Source organism: uncultured Kiloniella sp., assembly GCF_937128705.1.
GTDB lineage: Bacteria > Pseudomonadota > Alphaproteobacteria > Kiloniellales > Kiloniellaceae > Kiloniella.
Genome location: NZ_CAKZMP010000332.1, coordinates 1 through 19,091 on the forward strand (window position 1 = coordinate 1; position 19,091 = coordinate 19,091).

General features: G+C 46.9%; 17 protein-coding genes. 11 read left to right on the forward strand and 6 right to left on the reverse strand.

The window, feature by feature from the left end:
* Nucleotides 1-911 (reverse strand): sodium:alanine symporter family protein (locus tag Q0241_RS16855; RefSeq protein WP_299379628.1); only part of this gene is annotated, 911 nt, incomplete at its 3' end.
* A 258-nt stretch (nt 912-1,169) separates the two neighbouring features.
* On the reverse strand, nt 1,170-1,799 hold the full coding sequence (locus Q0241_RS16860) for a helix-turn-helix domain-containing protein (RefSeq protein WP_299379631.1): 630 nt from the start codon (nt 1,797-1,799) through the stop codon (nt 1,170-1,172).
* Between the two features lie 410 nt (nt 1,800-2,209).
* Between Q0241_RS16860 and lpdA the strand changes: the two genes are divergently transcribed.
* From lpdA to Q0241_RS16875, 3 genes are all read left to right on the forward strand, one after another.
* Complete coding sequence (gene lpdA / locus Q0241_RS16865) at nt 2,210-3,610, forward strand: dihydrolipoyl dehydrogenase (RefSeq protein WP_299379634.1); 1,401 nt, start codon at nt 2,210-2,212, stop codon at nt 3,608-3,610.
* A 161-nt stretch (nt 3,611-3,771) separates the two neighbouring features.
* Nucleotides 3,772-5,019 (forward strand): MFS transporter, encoded by a 1,248-nt coding sequence (locus Q0241_RS16870; protein ID WP_299379637.1) that lies wholly within the window; start codon nt 3,772-3,774, stop codon nt 5,017-5,019.
* 148 nt (nt 5,020-5,167) lie between these two features.
* The gene (locus Q0241_RS16875; protein ID WP_299379640.1) at nt 5,168-6,400 is read left to right on the forward strand and encodes an MFS transporter; all 1,233 of its coding nucleotides are present in this window, start codon (nt 5,168-5,170) and stop codon (nt 6,398-6,400) included.
* 43 nt (nt 6,401-6,443) lie between these two features.
* Here the strand turns inward: Q0241_RS16875 and Q0241_RS16880 are convergent, their stop codons facing one another.
* From Q0241_RS16880 to fsa, 3 genes are all read right to left on the reverse strand, one after another.
* Entirely contained in the window at nt 6,444-7,355 is a 912-nt protein-coding gene (locus Q0241_RS16880) for a tyrosine recombinase XerC (RefSeq protein WP_299379643.1), read from the reverse strand.
* An 85-nt stretch (nt 7,356-7,440) separates the two neighbouring features.
* Entirely contained in the window at nt 7,441-8,166 is a 726-nt protein-coding gene (locus Q0241_RS16885; protein ID WP_299379646.1) for a DUF484 family protein, read from the reverse strand.
* Nucleotides 8,167-8,188: 22 nt separating this feature from the next.
* Complete coding sequence (gene fsa / locus Q0241_RS16890) at nt 8,189-8,845, reverse strand: fructose-6-phosphate aldolase (protein ID WP_047764958.1); 657 nt, start codon at nt 8,843-8,845, stop codon at nt 8,189-8,191.
* A 319-nt stretch (nt 8,846-9,164) separates the two neighbouring features.
* Here fsa and Q0241_RS16895 point away from each other — a divergent pair, with 319 nt between their 5' ends.
* The 7 genes from Q0241_RS16895 to Q0241_RS16925 all read left to right on the forward strand — a co-directional run bounded on the left by Q0241_RS16895 (nt 9,165) and on the right by Q0241_RS16925 (nt 17,639).
* Nucleotides 9,165-11,390 carry a primosomal protein N' gene (locus Q0241_RS16895; protein WP_366941198.1) on the forward strand — a complete coding sequence of 742 codons (2,226 nt, stop codon included), beginning with the start codon at nt 9,165-9,167 and terminating at the stop codon, nt 11,388-11,390.
* 413 nt (nt 11,391-11,803) lie between these two features.
* Complete coding sequence (locus tag Q0241_RS16900; protein ID WP_299379660.1) at nt 11,804-12,364, forward strand: F0F1 ATP synthase subunit delta; 561 nt, start codon at nt 11,804-11,806, stop codon at nt 12,362-12,364.
* Complete coding sequence (gene atpA, locus Q0241_RS16905; protein WP_299379663.1) at nt 12,364-13,896, forward strand: F0F1 ATP synthase subunit alpha; 1,533 nt, start codon at nt 12,364-12,366, stop codon at nt 13,894-13,896. Before Q0241_RS16900 ends, atpA begins: the two co-directional genes overlap by 1 nt.
* A 47-nt stretch (nt 13,897-13,943) precedes the next feature.
* The gene (locus tag Q0241_RS16910) at nt 13,944-14,828 is read left to right on the forward strand and encodes a F0F1 ATP synthase subunit gamma (RefSeq protein ID WP_299379666.1); all 885 of its coding nucleotides are present in this window, start codon (nt 13,944-13,946) and stop codon (nt 14,826-14,828) included.
* Nucleotides 14,829-14,873: 45 nt separating this feature from the next.
* On the forward strand, nt 14,874-16,298 hold the full coding sequence (atpD, locus tag Q0241_RS16915; RefSeq protein WP_047764955.1) for a F0F1 ATP synthase subunit beta: 1,425 nt from the start codon (nt 14,874-14,876) through the stop codon (nt 16,296-16,298).
* 48 nt (nt 16,299-16,346) lie between these two features.
* Nucleotides 16,347-16,751, forward strand: a complete 405-nt coding sequence (locus Q0241_RS16920; RefSeq protein WP_299379671.1) for a F0F1 ATP synthase subunit epsilon — start codon at nt 16,347-16,349, stop codon at nt 16,749-16,751.
* Between the two features lie 150 nt (nt 16,752-16,901).
* The gene (locus tag Q0241_RS16925) at nt 16,902-17,639 is read left to right on the forward strand and encodes a TerC family protein (RefSeq protein ID WP_299379674.1); all 738 of its coding nucleotides are present in this window, start codon (nt 16,902-16,904) and stop codon (nt 17,637-17,639) included.
* A gap of 100 nt (nt 17,640-17,739) precedes the next feature.
* Here the strand turns inward: Q0241_RS16925 and Q0241_RS16930 are convergent, their stop codons facing one another.
* On the reverse strand, nt 17,740-18,321 hold the full coding sequence (locus tag Q0241_RS16930) for an alkylphosphonate utilization protein (protein WP_299379677.1): 582 nt from the start codon (nt 18,319-18,321) through the stop codon (nt 17,740-17,742).
* A gap of 303 nt (nt 18,322-18,624) precedes the next feature.
* Between Q0241_RS16930 and Q0241_RS16935 the strand changes: the two genes are divergently transcribed.
* Nucleotides 18,625-19,091 (forward strand): GNAT family N-acetyltransferase (locus Q0241_RS16935; protein WP_299379680.1); only part of this gene is annotated, 467 nt, incomplete at its 3' end.

Consider the following 19,091-nt stretch of genomic DNA (forward strand, 5'->3'; position numbering starts at 1 on the left):
CCCTGTCTGACAGGGTCGTTCGTTGTTGCGGCGGCGTGTGCAATTGGTGCACTTCCCAAACCAGCTTCGTTTGAAAAGACGCCACGTGCTACACCAAAACGAATTGCCATCCAGATGGTTGCGCCTGCAAAGCCACCTGCACCAGCAACTGGAGTGAAGGCGTGTTGGAAGATAAGGCCGAAGGCTGCCGGAATTTCAGCTGCATTGATCACGAGTACAATCAGACCACAGGCAATGTAGATGATCGCCATGGCTGGAACCAGTTTCCCGGCAACAGAACCAATACGCTTGATACCGCCGAGGATAACAGCGGCGGTGAGAACAAATAGAATTCCGCCTGTTACGTAGGAAGGAAGGCCAAAGGATGTGTTGATTGCTGCGGCAATGGAGTTAGACTGAACCATGTTACCAATGCCAAAACCAGCAATAGACCCGAAGATAGCAAAAGTTGGTGCCAACCAGTACCAACCTTTGCCAAGACCGTTTTTGATGTAGTACATTGGCCCGCCAACGTGGTCGCCATTGTCATTTTCTTCACGATATTTGACGGCGAGAACAGCCTCGGCATATTTTGTCGCCATGCCGACCAATGCAGTACACCACATCCAGAAAAGCGCGCCAGGGCCGCCGATAAAAATCGCGGTGGCAACGCCGGCAATGTTTCCAGTACCGATCGTGGCTGATAGCGATGTCATCAGTGCGTTAAACGGGCTGATTTCACCACCGTCTTCAGTTTTTTCTCTTCCTTTCCACAGCAAAGAAAAGCCATAGCTGATTTTGCGAAGTGGTAAGAAGGTCAACCCGATCTGAAGAAAGAGACCTGTTAAGAGAATGAGGGCAAGCATGGGGGCGCCCCATACAATGCCATTGATGTAATTTAGTATATTTGTAAGCGCTTCTAAAGCTTCCATATTTATCCCCTGGTTCACCTATTCCAAATGTAGGCAAAACTGTTTGGTACGCTGCGTTTGCTGGACGATCACGCACTCAATACGTTGATAAGAGTTACTCTGCTGGGAGCTATTCAATAAATCGTATGGTCGATTTTTAATTGCGAAAGTATTATCCTATCGGAAATATTTTCGCAATATAGGATTTACTGGCTGAAATAAAAAAAGTGTGATCTATTGAGGCGAAGAGAACAAAAGGCTAGCAATATCAGTTTTTTACTAGATGTGTGGGGTGGAGACCCAAATGATGACGGCGTCTTGTTGGCTGGTAGATACACAGGCATGTCCCATTCCGCTGTCGTAATACAGACTATCGCCTTCTTTAAGGGAAACTGGCTCGTAAAATTCTGAATAGAAGGTTAGTTCTCCGTCGAGAACATAGAGAAATTCTTCGCCATTGTGTCGGACAAGTTCGCCAAAATCATCCATGGATCGGGCGCGAATAGTACTTTTGAAGGGAATCATGCGTTTGTTAATAATTTCGGTGCAAAGGAGTTCGTGCTGATAAGTTGCAGTGGGATGCTCTTTGCCTTCCCCTTTTCTCGTGACCGTTCTACGTCCGACATTTGCCTGAAGGTCACCCTTGGTAAAGAGTTGAGGGATATCAATCTCTAGGCCGGTTACCAGTTTTTGTACGACTTCGAAGGTGGGTGACATTTGGTCGTTTTCAATTTTTGACAGGGTCGAGCGCGCCAAGCCGGTCCGCTTGGAGGCTTCTTCTAACGTCCAGTTCTTGTTCTTGCGAACATCCCGAAGACGCGTGCCAAGTTTTAGGGGTTCCAAAGTGCGTTCTGCGCCTGAAATAGTTGCTTTCGGTTCGACGATTCTTGGCGTCTCTTTACTCTGCATAGCTGTCCCAACTTATTGAGTTCTCACTATTATATCGCTATTTTATCTTTTAGTGGAGAATTTTTTTTAAGTTTCCGATAGGAAATATTTGATCTATATTGGAATGTTGCTATCCTCATTCGTGATAAAACGCTGTTTAGTGCGGAGTCCTGCTTATTGTTTTATTTCGCTCAGGAAACTTGAAAACGGCCTGAATTGTGTCCCTTGCTTAAGGGGGACTCTTCTGAATTCTGTTTTCTGAGAAATTATTGCATCTAGGCTATATCGTTCGGGCTTCCTATGCTATCCAGATAGACGAAATCAAATAGCTTATAGCCGACTTGATGCGATAGTCTTGCTGTCATCTTACAGGACTGCATCTTTCTGGCGGTATGGGGAAGACCCTGAATACGGAAAGGATCCTTAGAAAAATGAGTGAAGCTCTTTACGACCTGGTCATTATTGGCGGTGGCCCAGGTGGGTATGTTGCCGCAATTCGTGCTGCTCAACTCGGTCTGAAAACGGCTTGTGTTGAAGGGCGGGGCGCATTGGGCGGAACCTGTCTGAATGTCGGGTGTATGCCATCAAAGGCGCTTTTGAATTCTTCTGAGAAGTTTGTGGATGCGCAAAAACACTTTGCCGAGCATGGCATTAAAGGGTCTTTCGAACTTGATCTGGAAACCATGTTGGGTCGTAAAGACAAGGTCGTTGAGGATCTGACCAAAGGCGTTGAATTTCTACTCAAGAAAAACAAGGTTGATTACATCAAGGGCTGGGGATCTATTCCAAAGGTTGGCGAGGTTCTTGTCAAAGGTGATGACGGCGAACAGACCCTAAAAACCAAAGATATTTTGATCGCGACGGGCTCTGAATCAACACCGTTGCCGGGTATTGAGACGGATGAAGAGCAGATCGTAACTTCTACAGGTGCTCTTTCGCTGAAAAAAGTACCAGAACACATGGTTGTCATTGGTGCAGGTGTTATTGGTCTGGAACTTGGGTCTGTTTGGTCACGCCTTGGCGCGCAGGTCACTGTTGTTGAGTTCCTTGATAAGATCCTTCCGGGTATTGATGAAGAAACCGGTAAACTTGCCAAACGTGTTTTGGGCAAACAGGGCCTAAAATTCAAATTGGGTATGAAGGTTACTGCTGCAGAAAAAGCGGGTGGCAAAGTTAAGCTGACGATGGAATCTGTCAAAAAAGGGAAAGTTGAAGAGCTGGAAGTTGATACGGTTCTGGTTTCTATCGGGCGTCGTGCCTACACCTCTGGCCTTGGTCTTGAAGAGTTGGGTGTTGTCATGGAGCGCGGTGTGATTCAGGTTGATGGCAATTTTAAAACATCTGTAGACGGTATCTACGCGATTGGTGATTGTGTCCCAGGACCAATGTTGGCGCACAAAGCCGAAGAAGACGGGGTTGCCTGTGCGGAGAACCTTGCGGGTCAAAAAGGCCACGTGGATTACGATCTGGTGCCTGGTGTTGTTTATACCCATCCTGAAATTGCAACAGTTGGAAAAAGCGAAGAAGCTCTGAAAGAAGCTGGCATTGCTTACAATGTTGGTAAGTTTCCTTTCAGTGCCAACAGCCGCGCACGTGCCATGGGTGAATCAGACGGTCAGGTCAAAATTTTGTCTGATGCAACAAGCGATAAGGTTCTTGGTGTGCATATTATTGGCCCAGCAGCGGGTGAATTGTTGTCCGAAGCTGTTGCTGTCATGGAATTTGGTGGTTCAGCAGAAGATATCGCCAGAACCTGTCATTCTCATCCGGGTTTGAGTGAAGCGGTTAAAGAAGCTGCAATGGCTGTCGATAAGCGTGCCATCCATATGTAAGTTGATAGACCTATTCGTTTTTATGATAGAGGGCAGCTTTGAGCTGCCCTTTTTGATTCCGGAGCGTTTTTTGTATTTCATTTTCTGCAAGAGGAATTAAGTCTGGACAATGCAGGGGCTTCGCGGCTTATCATCGGACGAAATAGAGAGGGGCGGAATAGATGCTTGATGGAAGCACAGCTAAAAAAGCGACAATTTTGATTGCGGTGATGTGCCTTTCTCAAGTGTTGGGGATGCTGGATAATGCAACGTTTTCTGCCCTGATCACGCTTTTCCAAAAGAAATGGTATCTCAATAATACTGAAATCGGCTGGATCAGCGGTATTTACTATGGCGGTTATGCGGCGGCAGTGCCGCTGCTTGTTGCTTTTACTGATCGTGAGGATGCCCGCAGAATATATTTGTATTCTATGGCTTTAGGCGGCTTGGCTGCACTGGGCTTTGCATTTTTTGCGGAAGGTTTTTGGACTGCGATGTTTTTCCGGCTTTTCGCTGGGATCAGCCTTGCGGGGACCTATATGGTCGGTCTTAAACTGCTGACAGACCTTATTCATGGGAAAAAAGAACAGAGCAGGGCAGTGGCTTATTATACCGCCCACTTTGCGATTGGAACTGGCGTTTCTGTCTTTGTCGCGGGGGAGGTTTGGCAGCTGTTGGGGTGGCAGTGGTCGTTTATTGTGGCGGGTATAGGTAGTTTTTTTGCTTGGTTGGTGGTTCTATCCGTTGTCTCGAAAGGGTTAAAACCTGAACAACATATTCCCTTACGTGATGTGGTTAACTTCAGACCTGTTATAGCTAACCGACCTGCACTTGGGTATATCCTCGCCTATGCGGCCCATTTATGGGAGCTGTTTGCTCTTCGGGCTTGGTTGGTGGCTTTTCTGGTCTTTTCGCTTTCATTACAGCCTATGGAAAGTTTTGACTGGAGTCCCACACAAATTGCGTCGTGGGTCTTTCTTCTTGGGCTTCCTGCGAGTGTCATTGGGAATGAGTTCTCGGTCCGTTATGGCCGCCGTAAGTTGTTGACCATTGTTATGGGGGCGTCAGCTTTCATCGGCTTTGGTATCGGATTTTCCGCCAGCTTACCTTTTGTTATTGTTATTATTGTCTTTACTATTTATGGCATATCTACAACGGCAGATTCGTCGTCTCTGACATCTGGTGTGGTTGCGAACTCTGACCCCAAAAGAAAAGGTGCGACAATGGCTTTGCAGTCACTTGCGGGCTTCGCGGCAGGATCTTTGTCTCCAATAGTTTTTGGGGCCGTTTTAGATCTGTTTGGGGGGAGTGGAAATACCTTGGCATGGGCAGCGGCTTTTTCGACAATGGGTATAGGGGTTCTTATGGGACCCTTGATCATTCACAAATTTGGTCGTGATAAGCCTTTGTCGTCGGGAAATATTGCATAGGCTGCACTGTGCTGGTGCCGTTCGCACAGGCTAAAGATTAGCGGCCAGAGATTCGAGGTCAGAGATACGAGGGCGATGATTTCTGCTCTATAGATTTAGTACCTAGTCATATCGTTGATTTAGCAACGTAACATGAAAATTTCGATTTATGATTCGCCAACTTTTACCAATTAGTGCGCTTTTATTAGGGGCTGCCTTTCTCTTCTTTGCTGGTGGCATCAATGCGTTGATTTTGCCTGTGCGCGGCAATATGGAAGGCTTTTCAGCATTCTCTTTGGGTTTGCTTGGAACGGGATGGGCCGTTGGGTACGTGAGTGCTTGTCTTGTCATGCCAAGGTTTGTTTCCAAGGTCGGCCATATTCGTGCGTTTAGCGTTATGGCTGCCTTTGCTGCCTTTGCTATTCTAAGTTCTTTGTTGGTTGTATCTCCTTTTGCCTGGATACCAATGCGCGCTGTTTCGGGATTTTGTTTTGCCGGGGCTGCGATGATCGTTGAAAGCTGGCTCGGTGAACGTGCCGATGCCAGTTCGCGAGGGCGAATTTTCGGAATCTATACGATGGTAACACTTGCCGCGACAACAACAGGTCAGATGGTCTTGCCCCTTGGGGATAGTGCGGGCTTTCTGTTCTTTGTTTTGGGGGCGATGTTCTATTGTCTGGCCTTGGTTCCTACGGCGGTTTCATCCAGCGCATCGCCCAACCCTTTGGCTAAAGTTAGTCTGGATATAAAAGGGTTATGGAAAAACTCTCCTGTTGCTGTTTTTGCCGTTTTCATGGTGGGTATTTCCAATGCTTCTTTCGGCACATTAGCAGCTGTTTATGCTGATCGTATTGGCCTCGTCCTGACAAGTGTTGCGCTTTTTACCAGCATTCCAATTCTGACAGGGGCTTTGGTGCAGGTACCTGTCGGTCATTTTTCTGATAAAATGGATCGACGAAAAGTTCTGTTGGTGATTGCACTCACAGCCATAGCTGTTGATTTGTCTTTTATTCTGATTGCGCCAGAAACACAGCTTTTCAATATGATCCTCATTGGCTTTTTCGGCGCATCGATTTTCAGCATGTATCCGGTGATTGTTGCCCATGCGAACGATCATGCCTCGGAAGGCAGTTTTATCCAAGTGAGTGGTGGACTGCTTCTTGTTTTTGGTTTGGGCTCTATCGTTGGTCCCTTGCTATCAGGTTTTGGAATGGCGCACATTGGAACGTCGGGTTTGTTTATGACATCGCTGGGCGCGCATGTGCTTATTGTGCTCTATACGATTTGGCGTATCACACGCCGTGCACCTGTCGCTACAGACGATAAAGTTGCCTATGTCGCAACGCCACCCGCGCGAACTTCAACACCAGAGACAGCAGCAATGCAGGTAGAAGATGATTAGTCGGGTAGGGCTAAACTTTCCGCACTTATGTGGAAGGTTGGTTCTACTTCTTCGCGCTGGGGTGGGCTTTGTCGTACACTTTTAGCAACTCGTCTGCATCTACATCAGTATAACGCTGTGTTGTGGAGAGCGAGTTGTGGCCCAAGAGCTCTTGTATCGCTCTGAGGTCGCCGCCATTGGAAAGCAGGTGGGTGGCGAAGCTATGACGAAGGGCGTGCGGCGTAGCTGTCTCTGGTAAGCCAAGGAGGCCGCGAAGCTTTTGTGTTTGGAGCTGTATAATTCTTGGCGAAAGTCGCTTTCCCTTAACACCAAAGAAAAGCGGCGAATCCGGGCTTTGTGGAAAAGGACAACTTGCTTGGTATTTTGCTATAGCTTCGGAAATAACAGGTAAAATCGGTACCAGACGTTCTTTGTTTCTTTTCCCCATAACGCGAAGAAAGTCTTGTCCTTTTTGCGGGGCGTCTTCCTGATTTAAATCCAGTGCTTCTGAAATACGTAGGCCGCAGCCGTAGAGAAGAAGAAGTACTGCTTGATCTCTGTGCCCAACCCAAGTGTCGTTTTGAAGCTCTGGACTTTGATCCATCACTTGTTTGGCTTCTTCTTTTGTGAGGGCTTTGGGGACAGCGTGAGTCTTTTTGGGTGTGCGAAGAATATCTAGCGCATGGTTATTGATGAGTTGTTGCCTGTTCATCCACTTGAATAACCCACGAACAGCGGATAGTGCCCGGGCAGTTGAGGTCTTACTTAAATTTTGTCCGGTACGAGCGGCAAGCCATGATCTGAAATCGCGGATTTGAAGCTGGTCTATTGATTTCAAGGTTACGTTATAACCGCTGTGTTCAGCATGGAATCTTAAAAATGATCGAATGTCGTGTGCGTAGGCTTCAATCGTTTTGTCAGAGGATCTTTTTTCGTTGCGGTGCCAGCTTAACCAATCTTCGAAAGCGTCTTGCACGTCATCGTTCCAAGGAAGAACTGTAAGATCGATTTTTTGTGTTGTTTGGGGGGGCTTTTTTATTGTTCTTCCCCTTGTGAGCTTATTATTCAGGTAATTTAAGCCAAGTTCTGATCGTGTTCTCAACTACTGAGCCAATAAAACGAATCAGTTCTGTGCCCTGACCGGGTTCAAATTGATCATCTCTTTGTGACCCGAATGCCAGCATAGCAGGCGGAGTTGTGGACGAAATGTGGAGTCTGATCAAAGCGTCGGATTGAATGAGGGGGGCCATGGTACCGTAAAGGCAAACATCGCCCTGTATGTGGCTGCGGAGCACTGTGGGTTGGCCGTTACCTATCAATCCATCCACCATACCGGGGAGAAGACAGGAAATGCCCTCTACAGGGGCAGCAACATCTGCCTCACCGGGTTGCTCTACACCAATGGCGATTGCATCCATGCCCATGATGATGGGAAGCTCGGTGCTGATAATATCAATCAGATGTTCGAAGTTCTGTGCTGAAATCAGGGCTGTGACAGCCCTGTGGGTTCTGTCTTGAGTTAACTTGTTGTGATGGCTTCTTGATATGACAACGTCGCGTTCTCTTGTTACCTGAGCAAGTTGATTCCGCAACTTTTCGATCATATGCTGTTGAAGATCGGCAAGACCGCGCCCTTCTGTTTTTCCGGGAATCTCAAGGCTGTCAATCACCTGAGGATGTTGCACCAGAAAATCCGCGTGCTGACGAAGGTATTTTTCGACATGACGCGCAGTGATGAGAGGTTCTTTGATTTGATCTGTCTCTAAATCCTGAGAAGGGCTGCTCATAATCTTGTCCTATCGCCACATACTAGAGAATGGATTGACCAGTTTTTTTCCAGTCAGCCATAAAGGATTCAAGGCCTTTGTCTGTTAAGGGATGTTTGAACATTGCACGAAGGACAGCAGGTGGAATTGTTGCTGTATCAGCGCCCATTTTGGCCGCTTCAACCACGTGAAGAGGACTACGGGTAGAAGCAACAAGAACCTTTGTGCTGATATCCGGGTAGGCACTATAGATTTCAACAATGTCTGAAATTAGCATCAAACCGTCTTGTGCCAAATCATCAAGGCGCCCGATAAAAGGTGAAATATATGTTGCACCAGCTTTCGCCGCCAATAGGGCTTGAGCGGAAGAGAAGCAAAGCGTTACATTGGTATCGATACCTTCGTCAGAGAAGGTTTTACACGCTTTCAGCCCATCAGGTGTAAGGGGTAGCTTGATAACAATATTGTCTGCGATGGCAGCAAGCTTACGACCCTCAGATATCATGCCGTCATATTCAAGGGATGTAACTTCGGCGCTAACAGGGCCAGGTACGACGTCGGCAATTTCTTTGATGACCTCAATAAACTGACGACCACTTTTGGCAATCAAAGACGGGTTTGTCGTTACGCCGTCAACAAGGCCGGTTGCCGCTAGTTCGCGAATCTCGTCGATATCCGCTGTGTCGATAAAGAATTCCATCAATCAATCCTGTAATAATATGTCGCGTTCTGTTTCTTACCTTGGAGTGTTTTCCAGGTAACAGAACATGTTGTTCATCCTTAAGGTAGTGAATGACTGCCCAAGGTTCAGAGTTTCAGTATATATAAATCATGAATGTACGAAGGGAAAGTGAACGATAGAGTTTTTAAATGTATCGTTTGTATCTTAGTGGTTGGTTTTCTGTTTTTTCTTCCTTGTCATTGAAGCTTCTATAGGCAAAGGCTAGGGCGTAGTTATAACGAACTGGGAAAGACGATTCGTGCAGAATGGTGGTGAAGGGCAGGCTCTGTTTGAAGAGATGAATAAACAACCTCTCCGTTGCCGGGTACAGGTCATCCTTCCGATTGAAAAGCCTTATGATTATCTTTTGCCCTATGGCCCTGATGGAGTGCAGCTAGAGCTGGAACCCGGGCAGATAGTAATGGTGCCTGTCGGGCGGCGTATCTTGCCAGGTGTCGTCTGGGACGGGATCGCGGACGAGGATGTTCCCCTTAAAAAATTAAAAGAGATTGCCGGTATCTCTGAGGTTTCTCCGCTGCGAGAAGAGCTACGTAAATTTGTCGAATGGGTTGCCAATTATACGCTCTCTCCGCAAGGCTCGGTTCTTAAAATGGCTTTGTCTGTCCCTCAGGCGCTTGAAAATCTGGTGGGGCAAAAGCTATACCGACTGGTTGTTGATAATCAAAATGGTGACGCTGACGCGGACAAACTTCGCCTGACAAATGCGCGGCGAAAGGTGATTGATGTTGTCGCTGATAGTGGAGGCTGGACGCTGGCTGATCTGGCGAGAGAAGCAGGCGTTTCCAGTTCTGTCGTTAAGGGGCTGGAGAAGCTTGGATGGATAGAGAGTTACTTTGAGGCCCCCGACTTTTTCTTTCCTCGTCCAGCGCTTGATACTATGGGACCTACCCTGTCATCTGATCAAAAAGTGGCTGCTGACGATCTGACCAGTAGGGTTAAAGATCAGGCTTTCTCAACAGTTGTTCTGGATGGTGTTACCGGATCTGGTAAAACCGAAGTTTATTTTGAAGCTGTGGAAGCTGCCATAAAAGAAGGGCGACAGGCATTGGTGTTGTTGCCAGAAATTGCGCTTTCAAGCCAGTGGCTGGATAGATTCCAAAAACGATTCGGGGTTGCGCCTGCGGAATGGCATTCAGATTTGACGCCTGCGTTGCGTCGGAAGACTTGGCGTGCGGTGGCTGCAGGTAAGGCGCCAGTTGTTGTCGGCGCGCGTTCGGCTTTGATGCTGCCGTATAGTGACCTTGGCCTTATTATTGTCGATGAAGAGCACGAAGGCTCCTTTAAACAGGAAGACGGCGTTTATTATCACGCAAGAGATATGGCTGTTGTCCGTGCAAAGGGGTGTAACTGTCCGATTGTTTTGGCATCCGCGACCCCGGCGTTAGAGACAATGGTCAATGTGCAGAGCGGACGATACGACCGTTTGATTCTTCCTGGGCGTCATGGAGGCGCCGGGATGCCTGATGTTGAGTTGATCGATCTGCGTTTTGATAAGCCAGAGAGATTGCAATCTGGTCCTGGGTGGCTGTCTCAGGCACTGCGCGGTGCTATTCGCCAAACCCTTGAGGCTGGTGAGCAGGCAATGTTGTTTCTTAACCGTAGGGGATATGCACCACTCACGCTCTGTCGAACGTGTGGTCATCGACTGCAGTGCCCGCATTGTACTGCATGGTTGGTTGAGCATCGACGGTTTCGACGATTGCAATGTCACCATTGTGGCTTTTCGGCCGCTCTACCCGAAACGTGCCCTTCATGTAATGCTGAGGATTCTCTCGTTCCCTGTGGTCCAGGTGTCGAGAGGATCGTGGAAGAGGCCAAGTTCCTTTTCCCCGAAGCCAATGTGGCCTTGATGGCCAGTGATACGATGACGTCGCCTGCTGCAACCAAAGAGATGGTCGACCGCATCCAGAATCGAGAAGTTAACCTTCTGGTGGGTACACAGGTCGTGGCAAAGGGGTATCACTTCCCTTATTTGACACTGGTTGGGGTGGTTGATGCTGATCTGGGATTGTTTGGCGGCGATTTAAGAGCTGCGGAACGGACCTTCCAGTTATTACATCAGGTGGCTGGGCGTGCCGGGCGTGCCGAGCACAAAGGGCGAGTGCTGTTGCAAACATCTGATCCTAAGCATCCTGTGATGCAGACACTTAAAGCTGGGGATCGAGACAAGTTTCTGGAAATTGAAGCTGAAACGAGAGCGCGGGGGAATCTCCCGCCCTTTGGTCGTTTGGCAGCGGTCATTGTTTCTGGTCCGGATGAAAGTGAACTGGATAATTTTTGTGCAAGTCTGGCGAGGTCGATTCCCCAGCTTAGTGATGCACAAATTCTCGGGCCTGCTCCGGCGCCGCTTGCGTTGTTGCGTGGAAAGTTTCGTCGGCGTTTTCTGATCATGAGTAAAAAGTCAATTTCACCTCAAGGAATAGCACGGAACTGGCTTGGCAACCACAAGGCGCCTTCGCGAATCAAGATTGTCGTTGATGTTGATCCTTATTCCTTTCTTTAGAAGCGATATGCAAGGCAGTCTCGTCTATTGGCATAGGACAATTTTATGACGTGTTTTTATGGCCCGTTGGGGATGTCGTAATTTGTCTCTTAAAGGGGCGGGAATTTGGGAGTAAAATTTTTTTCTGAAAACGCAGTAAAAAAAATAATGGCAAAATTGGCGTATTTTTGAGAATAAACAGAGACTTCTCAGGGGTTCCAGAGGACTCTTTTTCGCAACTGCGGCGAAAAGAGTGTCATAAAAGGTCGAATCTTTCGTCTGACTCGCTTGAAACCCTGTTATGACTGTGATACCTAACCCGCGCCTGATGATTAGTACAGCTCGTACTTTTCGTAAGAATTTAGTTTCGGCTTCACTGAAATGTGACCTGTACAGGCAGGGTCAATTTCTGGCTTATCTTGGGGGCAACCAGCTTGGCAGGCGAAAACACTAGCTTGAATGGCTTGGCAGGGCGCTATGCATTAGCGCTACTGGAAATTGCCGAGGAAAAATCTGCATTGGATGCAGTGGCTGAAGACTTGCAGGGCCTGAAACAACTCGTTTCAGACAGCTCTGAGCTTCAGGATTTGCTCAGCTCTCCGCTTTACACTCGCGATCAGCAGGTTAAAGCGATTTCAGCAGTTCTGGACAAGGCAGGCGTTAATGACGTAACGCTTAACTTTGTATTGGTTGTTGCTGAAAATCGTCGTCTTGCTGTTCTGGCTGACATGGCTGATGCCTACTTGGCAGAATTGGCGCGTCGCCGCGGTGAGGTCCGAGCAAAAGTAACAGCAGCACACGAATTGACAAAGACTCAGCAAAAAGCAATCGCAGATGCGTTAAAAGCTTCCGCTGGTGGATCTGTCGAAGTTGACGTAACTGTCGATGAATCCCTAATCGGGGGCATGATTGTGCAGGTTGGTAGCCGCATGGTTGATAGCTCCTTGCGTACAAAACTTCAGAGACTTGAATTGATGATGAAAGGGGTTGGGTAATGGATATCCGCGCCGCTGAAATCTCTACCATTCTCAAAAACCAGATTGAAAACTTCGGCGCTGACGCTGATGTGGCTGAAGTAGGCCAAGTTCTTTCTGTGGGTGATGGTGTGGCTCGTATTTATGGTCTGGACAATGTTCAGGCTGGCGAGATGGTGGAATTTGCTAACGGTATTCGGGGCATGGCCCTTAACCTTGAAGTCGACAACGTTGGTGTCGTGCTTTTCGGTGATGACCGTGGTGTTAAAGAAGGCGATACGGTCAAACGTACCGGTTCTATTGTTGACGTTCCTGCAGGTAAAGGCCTGCTCGGTCGCGTTGTTGATGGTCTCGGTAATCCGATTGACGGTAAAGGTCCTCTTAAGGATGTTGAGCGTACGCGTGTGGAAGTAAAGGCCCCTGGCATTATTCCACGTAAGTCTGTTCACGAGCCAATGCAGACCGGTATTAAGTCTATTGATAGTCTTATTCCAATTGGTCGTGGCCAGCGTGAGCTTGTCATTGGCGACCGTCAGACTGGTAAGACAGCGATTGCTCTGGATACGATCCTGAACCAAAAAGTAACGAATGATGCTGCTTCTAGCGAAAGCGAAAAGCTATTCTGCATCTATGTAGCTGTTGGTCAGAAGCGTTCCACTGTTGCTCGTTTGGTCAAGACTCTCGAAGATAATGGCGCTATGGAATATTCCATCGTTATTGCTGCGACAGCGTCTGATCCTGCACCGCTTCAGTTCCTTGCTCCATATACTGGCGCAGCAATGGGCGAGTACTTCCGCGACAACGCGATGCATGCTGTGATCGTTTATGATGATCTTTCCAAGCAGGCTGTTGCTTATCGTCAGATGTCTCTTCTCCTTCGTCGTCCTCCTGGGCGTGAAGCTTATCCTGGTGACGTTTTCTATCTTCACTCCCGTCTACTTGAGCGTTCATGTAAATTGAACGATGAACACGGTGCAGGCTCTTTGACTGCTCTGCCAGTGATCGAAACTCAAGGCGGTGACGTGTCTGCCTTTATTCCGACCAACGTGATTTCGATTACTGATGGTCAGATCTTCCTTGAAACGAACCTTTTCAACAAAGGTATCCGTCCAGCTGTTAACGTTGGTCTGTCGGTTTCCCGTGTTGGTTCTTCAGCGCAGATCAAGGCTATGAAACAAGTTGCGGGTAGTATTAAACTTGAGCTCGCTCAATATCGTGAAATGGAAGCTTTCTCTCAGTTCGCTTCTGATCTCGATGCAGCTACTCAGCGTCTGTTGGCTCGTGGATCTCGTTTAGTCGAGCTTCTCAAGCAGCCTCAGTACAAGCCGCTGACTGTTGAAGAGCAGGTTGTTGTTATCTATTCAGGCGTGAAGGGTTACCTTGATGCGATTGACGTGAAAATGATCAGTCACTTCGAAGAGAAACTTCTTTCTGAAATTCGTGGCAATGGCCAGGACATTCTGGAAACTATCCGTACAGAGAAAGCTCTTTCTGCCGATACAGAAAGCAAGCTGAAGTCCTTTATGGATAATTTTGCCAAGACTTTTGTTTAACGGATTGGCAATCCAGAGTTTAATGGCTGTGGGAAACGAATAACGACATGGCAAACTTAAACGATCTGAAACTTAGGATCTCTAGCGTTAAATCAACGCAAAAGATCACTTCGGCCATGAAGATGGTTGCTGCGGCTAAACTGCGCCGTGCACAAGAACAAGCTGAAGCATCCCGACCATACGCAGAGCGTATGGAACGGATGTTAGGTTCTCTTGCTGCATCTGCAGGCAAACAGCCCGGGGCATCTCCTCTTCTTGCTGGAACAGGTAAAGATGACGTTCACTTACTCATCGTAGCCGCGGCGGATCGCGGTCTTTGTGGTGGCTTCAATTCCAATATTGTAAAAGAAGCTCGCAAGAAAGCTCATGAGCTGATCAAAGCTGGTAAAACTGTAAAGTTCTACTGTATTGGTCGTAAATCTCGTGATCAGCTACGACGTGAATTTGGACCTAATATCGTTGATACGATTGAAGATGTTGCAAAACCTAGCTTGAGTTTTGATAAAGCTACGACAGTATCTGATACCGTACTGAGAATGTTTGATGCTGGCGAATTTGATGTTTGCACGATCTTCTACGCGAAGTTCAAATCTGTAATCGTTCAAATTCCTACTGCTCAACAGTTGATCCCATTTGAAGCTGAGGGCGATGCGGATGCATCTGGCCTTGCTGATGGTGGTATCTATGATTATGAGCCATCTGATGAGAAAATCCTGAGTGATTTGTTGCCTCGCAATATTTCAATTCAGATTTTTAAAGCGATGCTTGAAAATGCCGCTAGTGAGCACGGTGCTCGTATGTCTGCTATGGACAGTGCGACACGTAACGCTGGCGAGATGATTGATCGACTGTCGATTCAGTATAACAGAACGCGTCAAGCAAACATCACAAACGAGTTGATTGAAATTATCTCCGCCAAAGAGGCTCTCTAATCTTAGAGAGCCCTGGCAAGCGCACTGGCTAAGGAGTGACACTAAATGGCTGATAAGAATATCGGTAAGATCACACAGGTCCTAGGACCGGTGGTTGACGTTCAATTTTCAGGTGGAAATCTTCCTGAAATTTTGGGCGCACTAGAATTGCAGAACGATGGCAAACGCCTTGTTCTTGAGGTTGCCCAGCATCTGGGTGAAAACACAGTTCGTACCATTGCTATGGATGCAACTGATGGCCTTATGCGCGGTCAGGAAGTTTCTGACACTGGCGATGCTATTAAAGTTCCTGTTGGACCTGAGACTTTGGGTCGTATCATGAACGTTGTTGGCGAGCCAATTGATGAACGTGGCGATATTGGAAACAAAGCTTCTTTCCCAATTCACCGTGCTGCACCTAACTTCGATGAACAGGCTACTGATGCCGAGATCTTGGTAACTGGTATTAAAGTTATCGATTTGCTTTGCCCATACTCAAAGGGTGGTAAAATTGGTCTCTTCGGTGGTGCCGGTGTTGGTAAAACCGTGACAATCATGGAATTGATCAACAACATTGCGAAAACACACGGTGGTTACTCTGTGTTTGCCGGTGTTGGTGAGCGTACTCGTGAGGGTAACGATCTTTATCACGAAATGATTGAAGGTGGTGTTATCAACCTAGATGGCGACAGTAAATGTGCGCTTGTTTATGGTCAGATGAACGAACCTCCAGGGGCGCGTGCTCGTGTTGCTTTGACTGGTCTTACTCAGGCGGAATATTTCCGTGATGAAGAAGGTCAGGACGTTCTGTTCTTTGTGGATAACATTTTCCGTTTCACACAGGCTGGTTCTGAAATTTCAGCGCTTCTAGGTCGTATTCCTTCTGCGGTTGGTTATCAGCCAACTCTTGGTACTGATATGGGTGCCATGCAGGAGCGTATTACGTCTACGAAGAAAGGTTCAATCACATCTGTTCAGGCCGTTTACGTTCCTGCTGATGACTTGACTGACCCTGCGCCTGCAACAACCTTCTCTCACTTGGATGCGACAACTGTTTTGTCTCGTCAGATTGCTGAGCTTGGAATTTACCCGGCTGTGGATCCATTGGATTCAACAAGCCGTATTCTTGAGCCATCAGTTATTGGTGAAGAGCACTATACAATTGCCCGTGAAATTCAACGTGTACTTCAGTCTTACAAAGACTTGCAGGACATCATTGCGATTTTGGGTATGGATGAGCTATCCGAAGAAGATAAAATGACTGTTGCGCGTGCTCGTAAGATCCAGCGTTTCTTGTCACAGCCGTTTGACGTGGCTGAGGTCTTCACAGGATCTCCTGGTGTTCAGGTTGCTTTGGAAGACACCATTAACGGTTTTAAAGGCATTCTTGCTGGTGAATACGATCACCTTCCAGAAGCAGCTTTCTATATGGTTGGTACCATTAGCGAAGTTGTTGCCAAAGCTGAGAAAATGGCCGCTGAAGCCGCTTAAGGTTTCTGATCTTTAATTGTCGTTAAGACAGGTAGCAGGAAGAGAATAATGGCCAAAGAACAGGTCGAATTCGAACTCGTTTCTCCAGAGAAACTACTTCTTTCCCAAAGTGTCGACATGGTTGTCGTCCCAGGTGAAGATGGTGACTTTGGTGTGCTGCCGCGTCACGCACCGATGATTTCCACGGTTCGTCCCGGCGTAATCGCAATCTATTCTGGTAAAGAGATTAGTGAGCGAATTTTTGTCGCCGGTGGCTTTGCCGAGGTAACCACGGAACGCTGTACCGTTCTCGCTGAAGTGGCTCAGCCTGTAGGTGAGATTGACAAAGCAGCAGTCCAGCAGCAGCTTCAAGATGCAAAAGAAGATCTTTCCGATGCAAAAGATGACGCCGCTCGTGACGCCGCAAGAAAACAGATCGGATTGTCTGAGGCCATGCTTACAGCTATTGGCTGATTAGACAGTTTATGAATTAAAAAGCCCGGTGCTTTCGAGCCCGGGCTTTTTTTATGTCTAAATTGCTTTAAATCTTATCATTGATCCTCAAGACTATATCGCTAATGATTGTTCTGAATTATTTAGCCCTAAACTTCTAAAAGTGAACTTATGGAAAATTTTGTACCCCTGCTAAGTGAACCATCTACCTGGTTGGCTCTTTTTACTTTGATTGTCATGGAAGTTGTTCTTGGAATTGATAACCTGATTTTTGTATCAATTTTGACAAATAAACTTCCAGAAGCTCAACGGCCTAAAGCACGTCTTATCGGACTGAGCCTTGCTCTTATTTTTCGACTTGCTTTGCTTGGGACTGTTGCAATTATTGTCCAGCTTGTGGAACCAGTTATTACTTTGTTCGATCACAGCTTTTCATGGCGGGATATCATCCTGATCTCGGGCGGACTATTTCTTGTCTGGAAAGCAACTAAAGAGATTCATCATAGTGTTGACCCCGAGGATGGTGAGGCTGATGCTCAAGGTGCTGTCGTGAGCAGCTTTGCAACCGTCATTGGCCAAATTCTGGTACTTGATCTTGTCTTTTCCATCGACAGTATTATCACAGCGGTCGGGATGACCGATCATGTACCAATTATGGTGATTGCTGTGGTTATTGCGGTCATCGCGATGTTGTTGGCTGCGGGGCCTCTATCCCGTTTTATCGAAGCAAACCCGACAATTGTAATGCTGGCACTAGGTTTCCTTTTGATGATCGGTATGACTTTGATTGCGGATGGCTTTGGTGTTCATGTACCAAAGGGATACATCTATGCCGCTATGGCTTTTTCTGCCTTCGTTGAACTGCTTAATATGTTGTCTCGTAAACGCCGCAAGAAGAAGGCCAGTTAGGACCAAAGAACGGGTACATTAAAAGAAGAGAGCCGCAAAGTTCAGTTTTGCGGCTCTCTTTATGTATCTATAGGCTTTATGTAGCTATAGGGGTGTGGTTTTAGGATTTCTTGACATATTTAGTCAAAATAACGATTTGCTGCCCGTTCACGCGACCTTCTATGTGTTCAGGAGTATCGGGAACCAAAGATATGCCTCGTACAGCTGTTCCTCTTTTAGCGGTAAATCCCCCGCCTTTTACGTTTAGGTCTTTTATTAGGATAACAGTATCACCAGCTTCAAGAATCGCCCCATTTGAATCAAGGTGCTTTACTGTGTTGTCATCGGAAGAAAAAGGAGCCTCAGTGGATTGAGCCCATGCTAATGTTTCTTCTTCCAGATAAAGCATATCGAATAGATCTTGTGCCCAGCCTTCACCATTAAGGCGTTTTAACATCCGCCATGCCATAACCTGAACGGCGGGTGTTTGGCTCCACATACTTTCATTGAGACAGCGCCAATGATTGATATCCAGATCTTCCTTTTGTTCAATCTGTCCGTGGCATTTTCCACAGATCAGGATACTTTGGTCCAGTGTTGCATCTGTAGAAGGTGGAACAACGTAGCTAACCAAGCCATCTGGCGTGCTACATAATTCACATTTGGCTTCTGCTCGATTGAGAAGATCTTTGTCTACGGCCATTACGGTGTCTTTCGCTAGATTATAACTATCCCTGAGGATTAACGCCGTCCCTTTGCCTTGGGTTTGGGGCACCGGGTTTTGTTTCAGGGCTTTTTTGGGGACAATAGCAGCGCTTTAATGGCACAACAATATCGGATACTAATTATCCGAAGGTTCTTTTGTATTTATATTGTAAGAAAGGATGATACCTTTTTTTCATTCTTTTGAAGCACACTGATTTTATAGAATAGAGAAAATATTGAAGAATTTTGGCCTTAAGGTTAGGGCCGTAACAAGACATAGTTGATCAACAGGGGAGCCTTTATGTCTTTTATGGAAATTGTTTTTCTTGATGACGGCAGAATAATGAGACCCTGCGGTATTGATGATATCGAAGATGTATCCGAAATGGTGATCGCAGAAGCTAAAAAAAGTATTGCTTCGGATTTTGATGAAAAGGGGTGGGAAGATTTTCAGGAGTATGTATCGTTTGACCAAATCCTGAAAAGGCTGGTGACTGGATCTAAAGCACTTTTGGTGCAGGAAGAGGATGATCGGATATCAGGTTATCTAGAGATTAATAATAATCAAATTCTGCTTCTTTTTATTACGGGCTATGCACAGAAACGTCATCTGGCAACACAGCTTTTCAGGCGTGTCATTATGGCCTTGTCACCGAATGAGTTGTACGTAAATGCGTCTTCTCAAGGATATGATTTCTATTGTTCTCATGGCTTTATTCCTCTTGATGAGTGGAGTGAGAAAGAAGGCGTAAAATATCGTCCGATGAA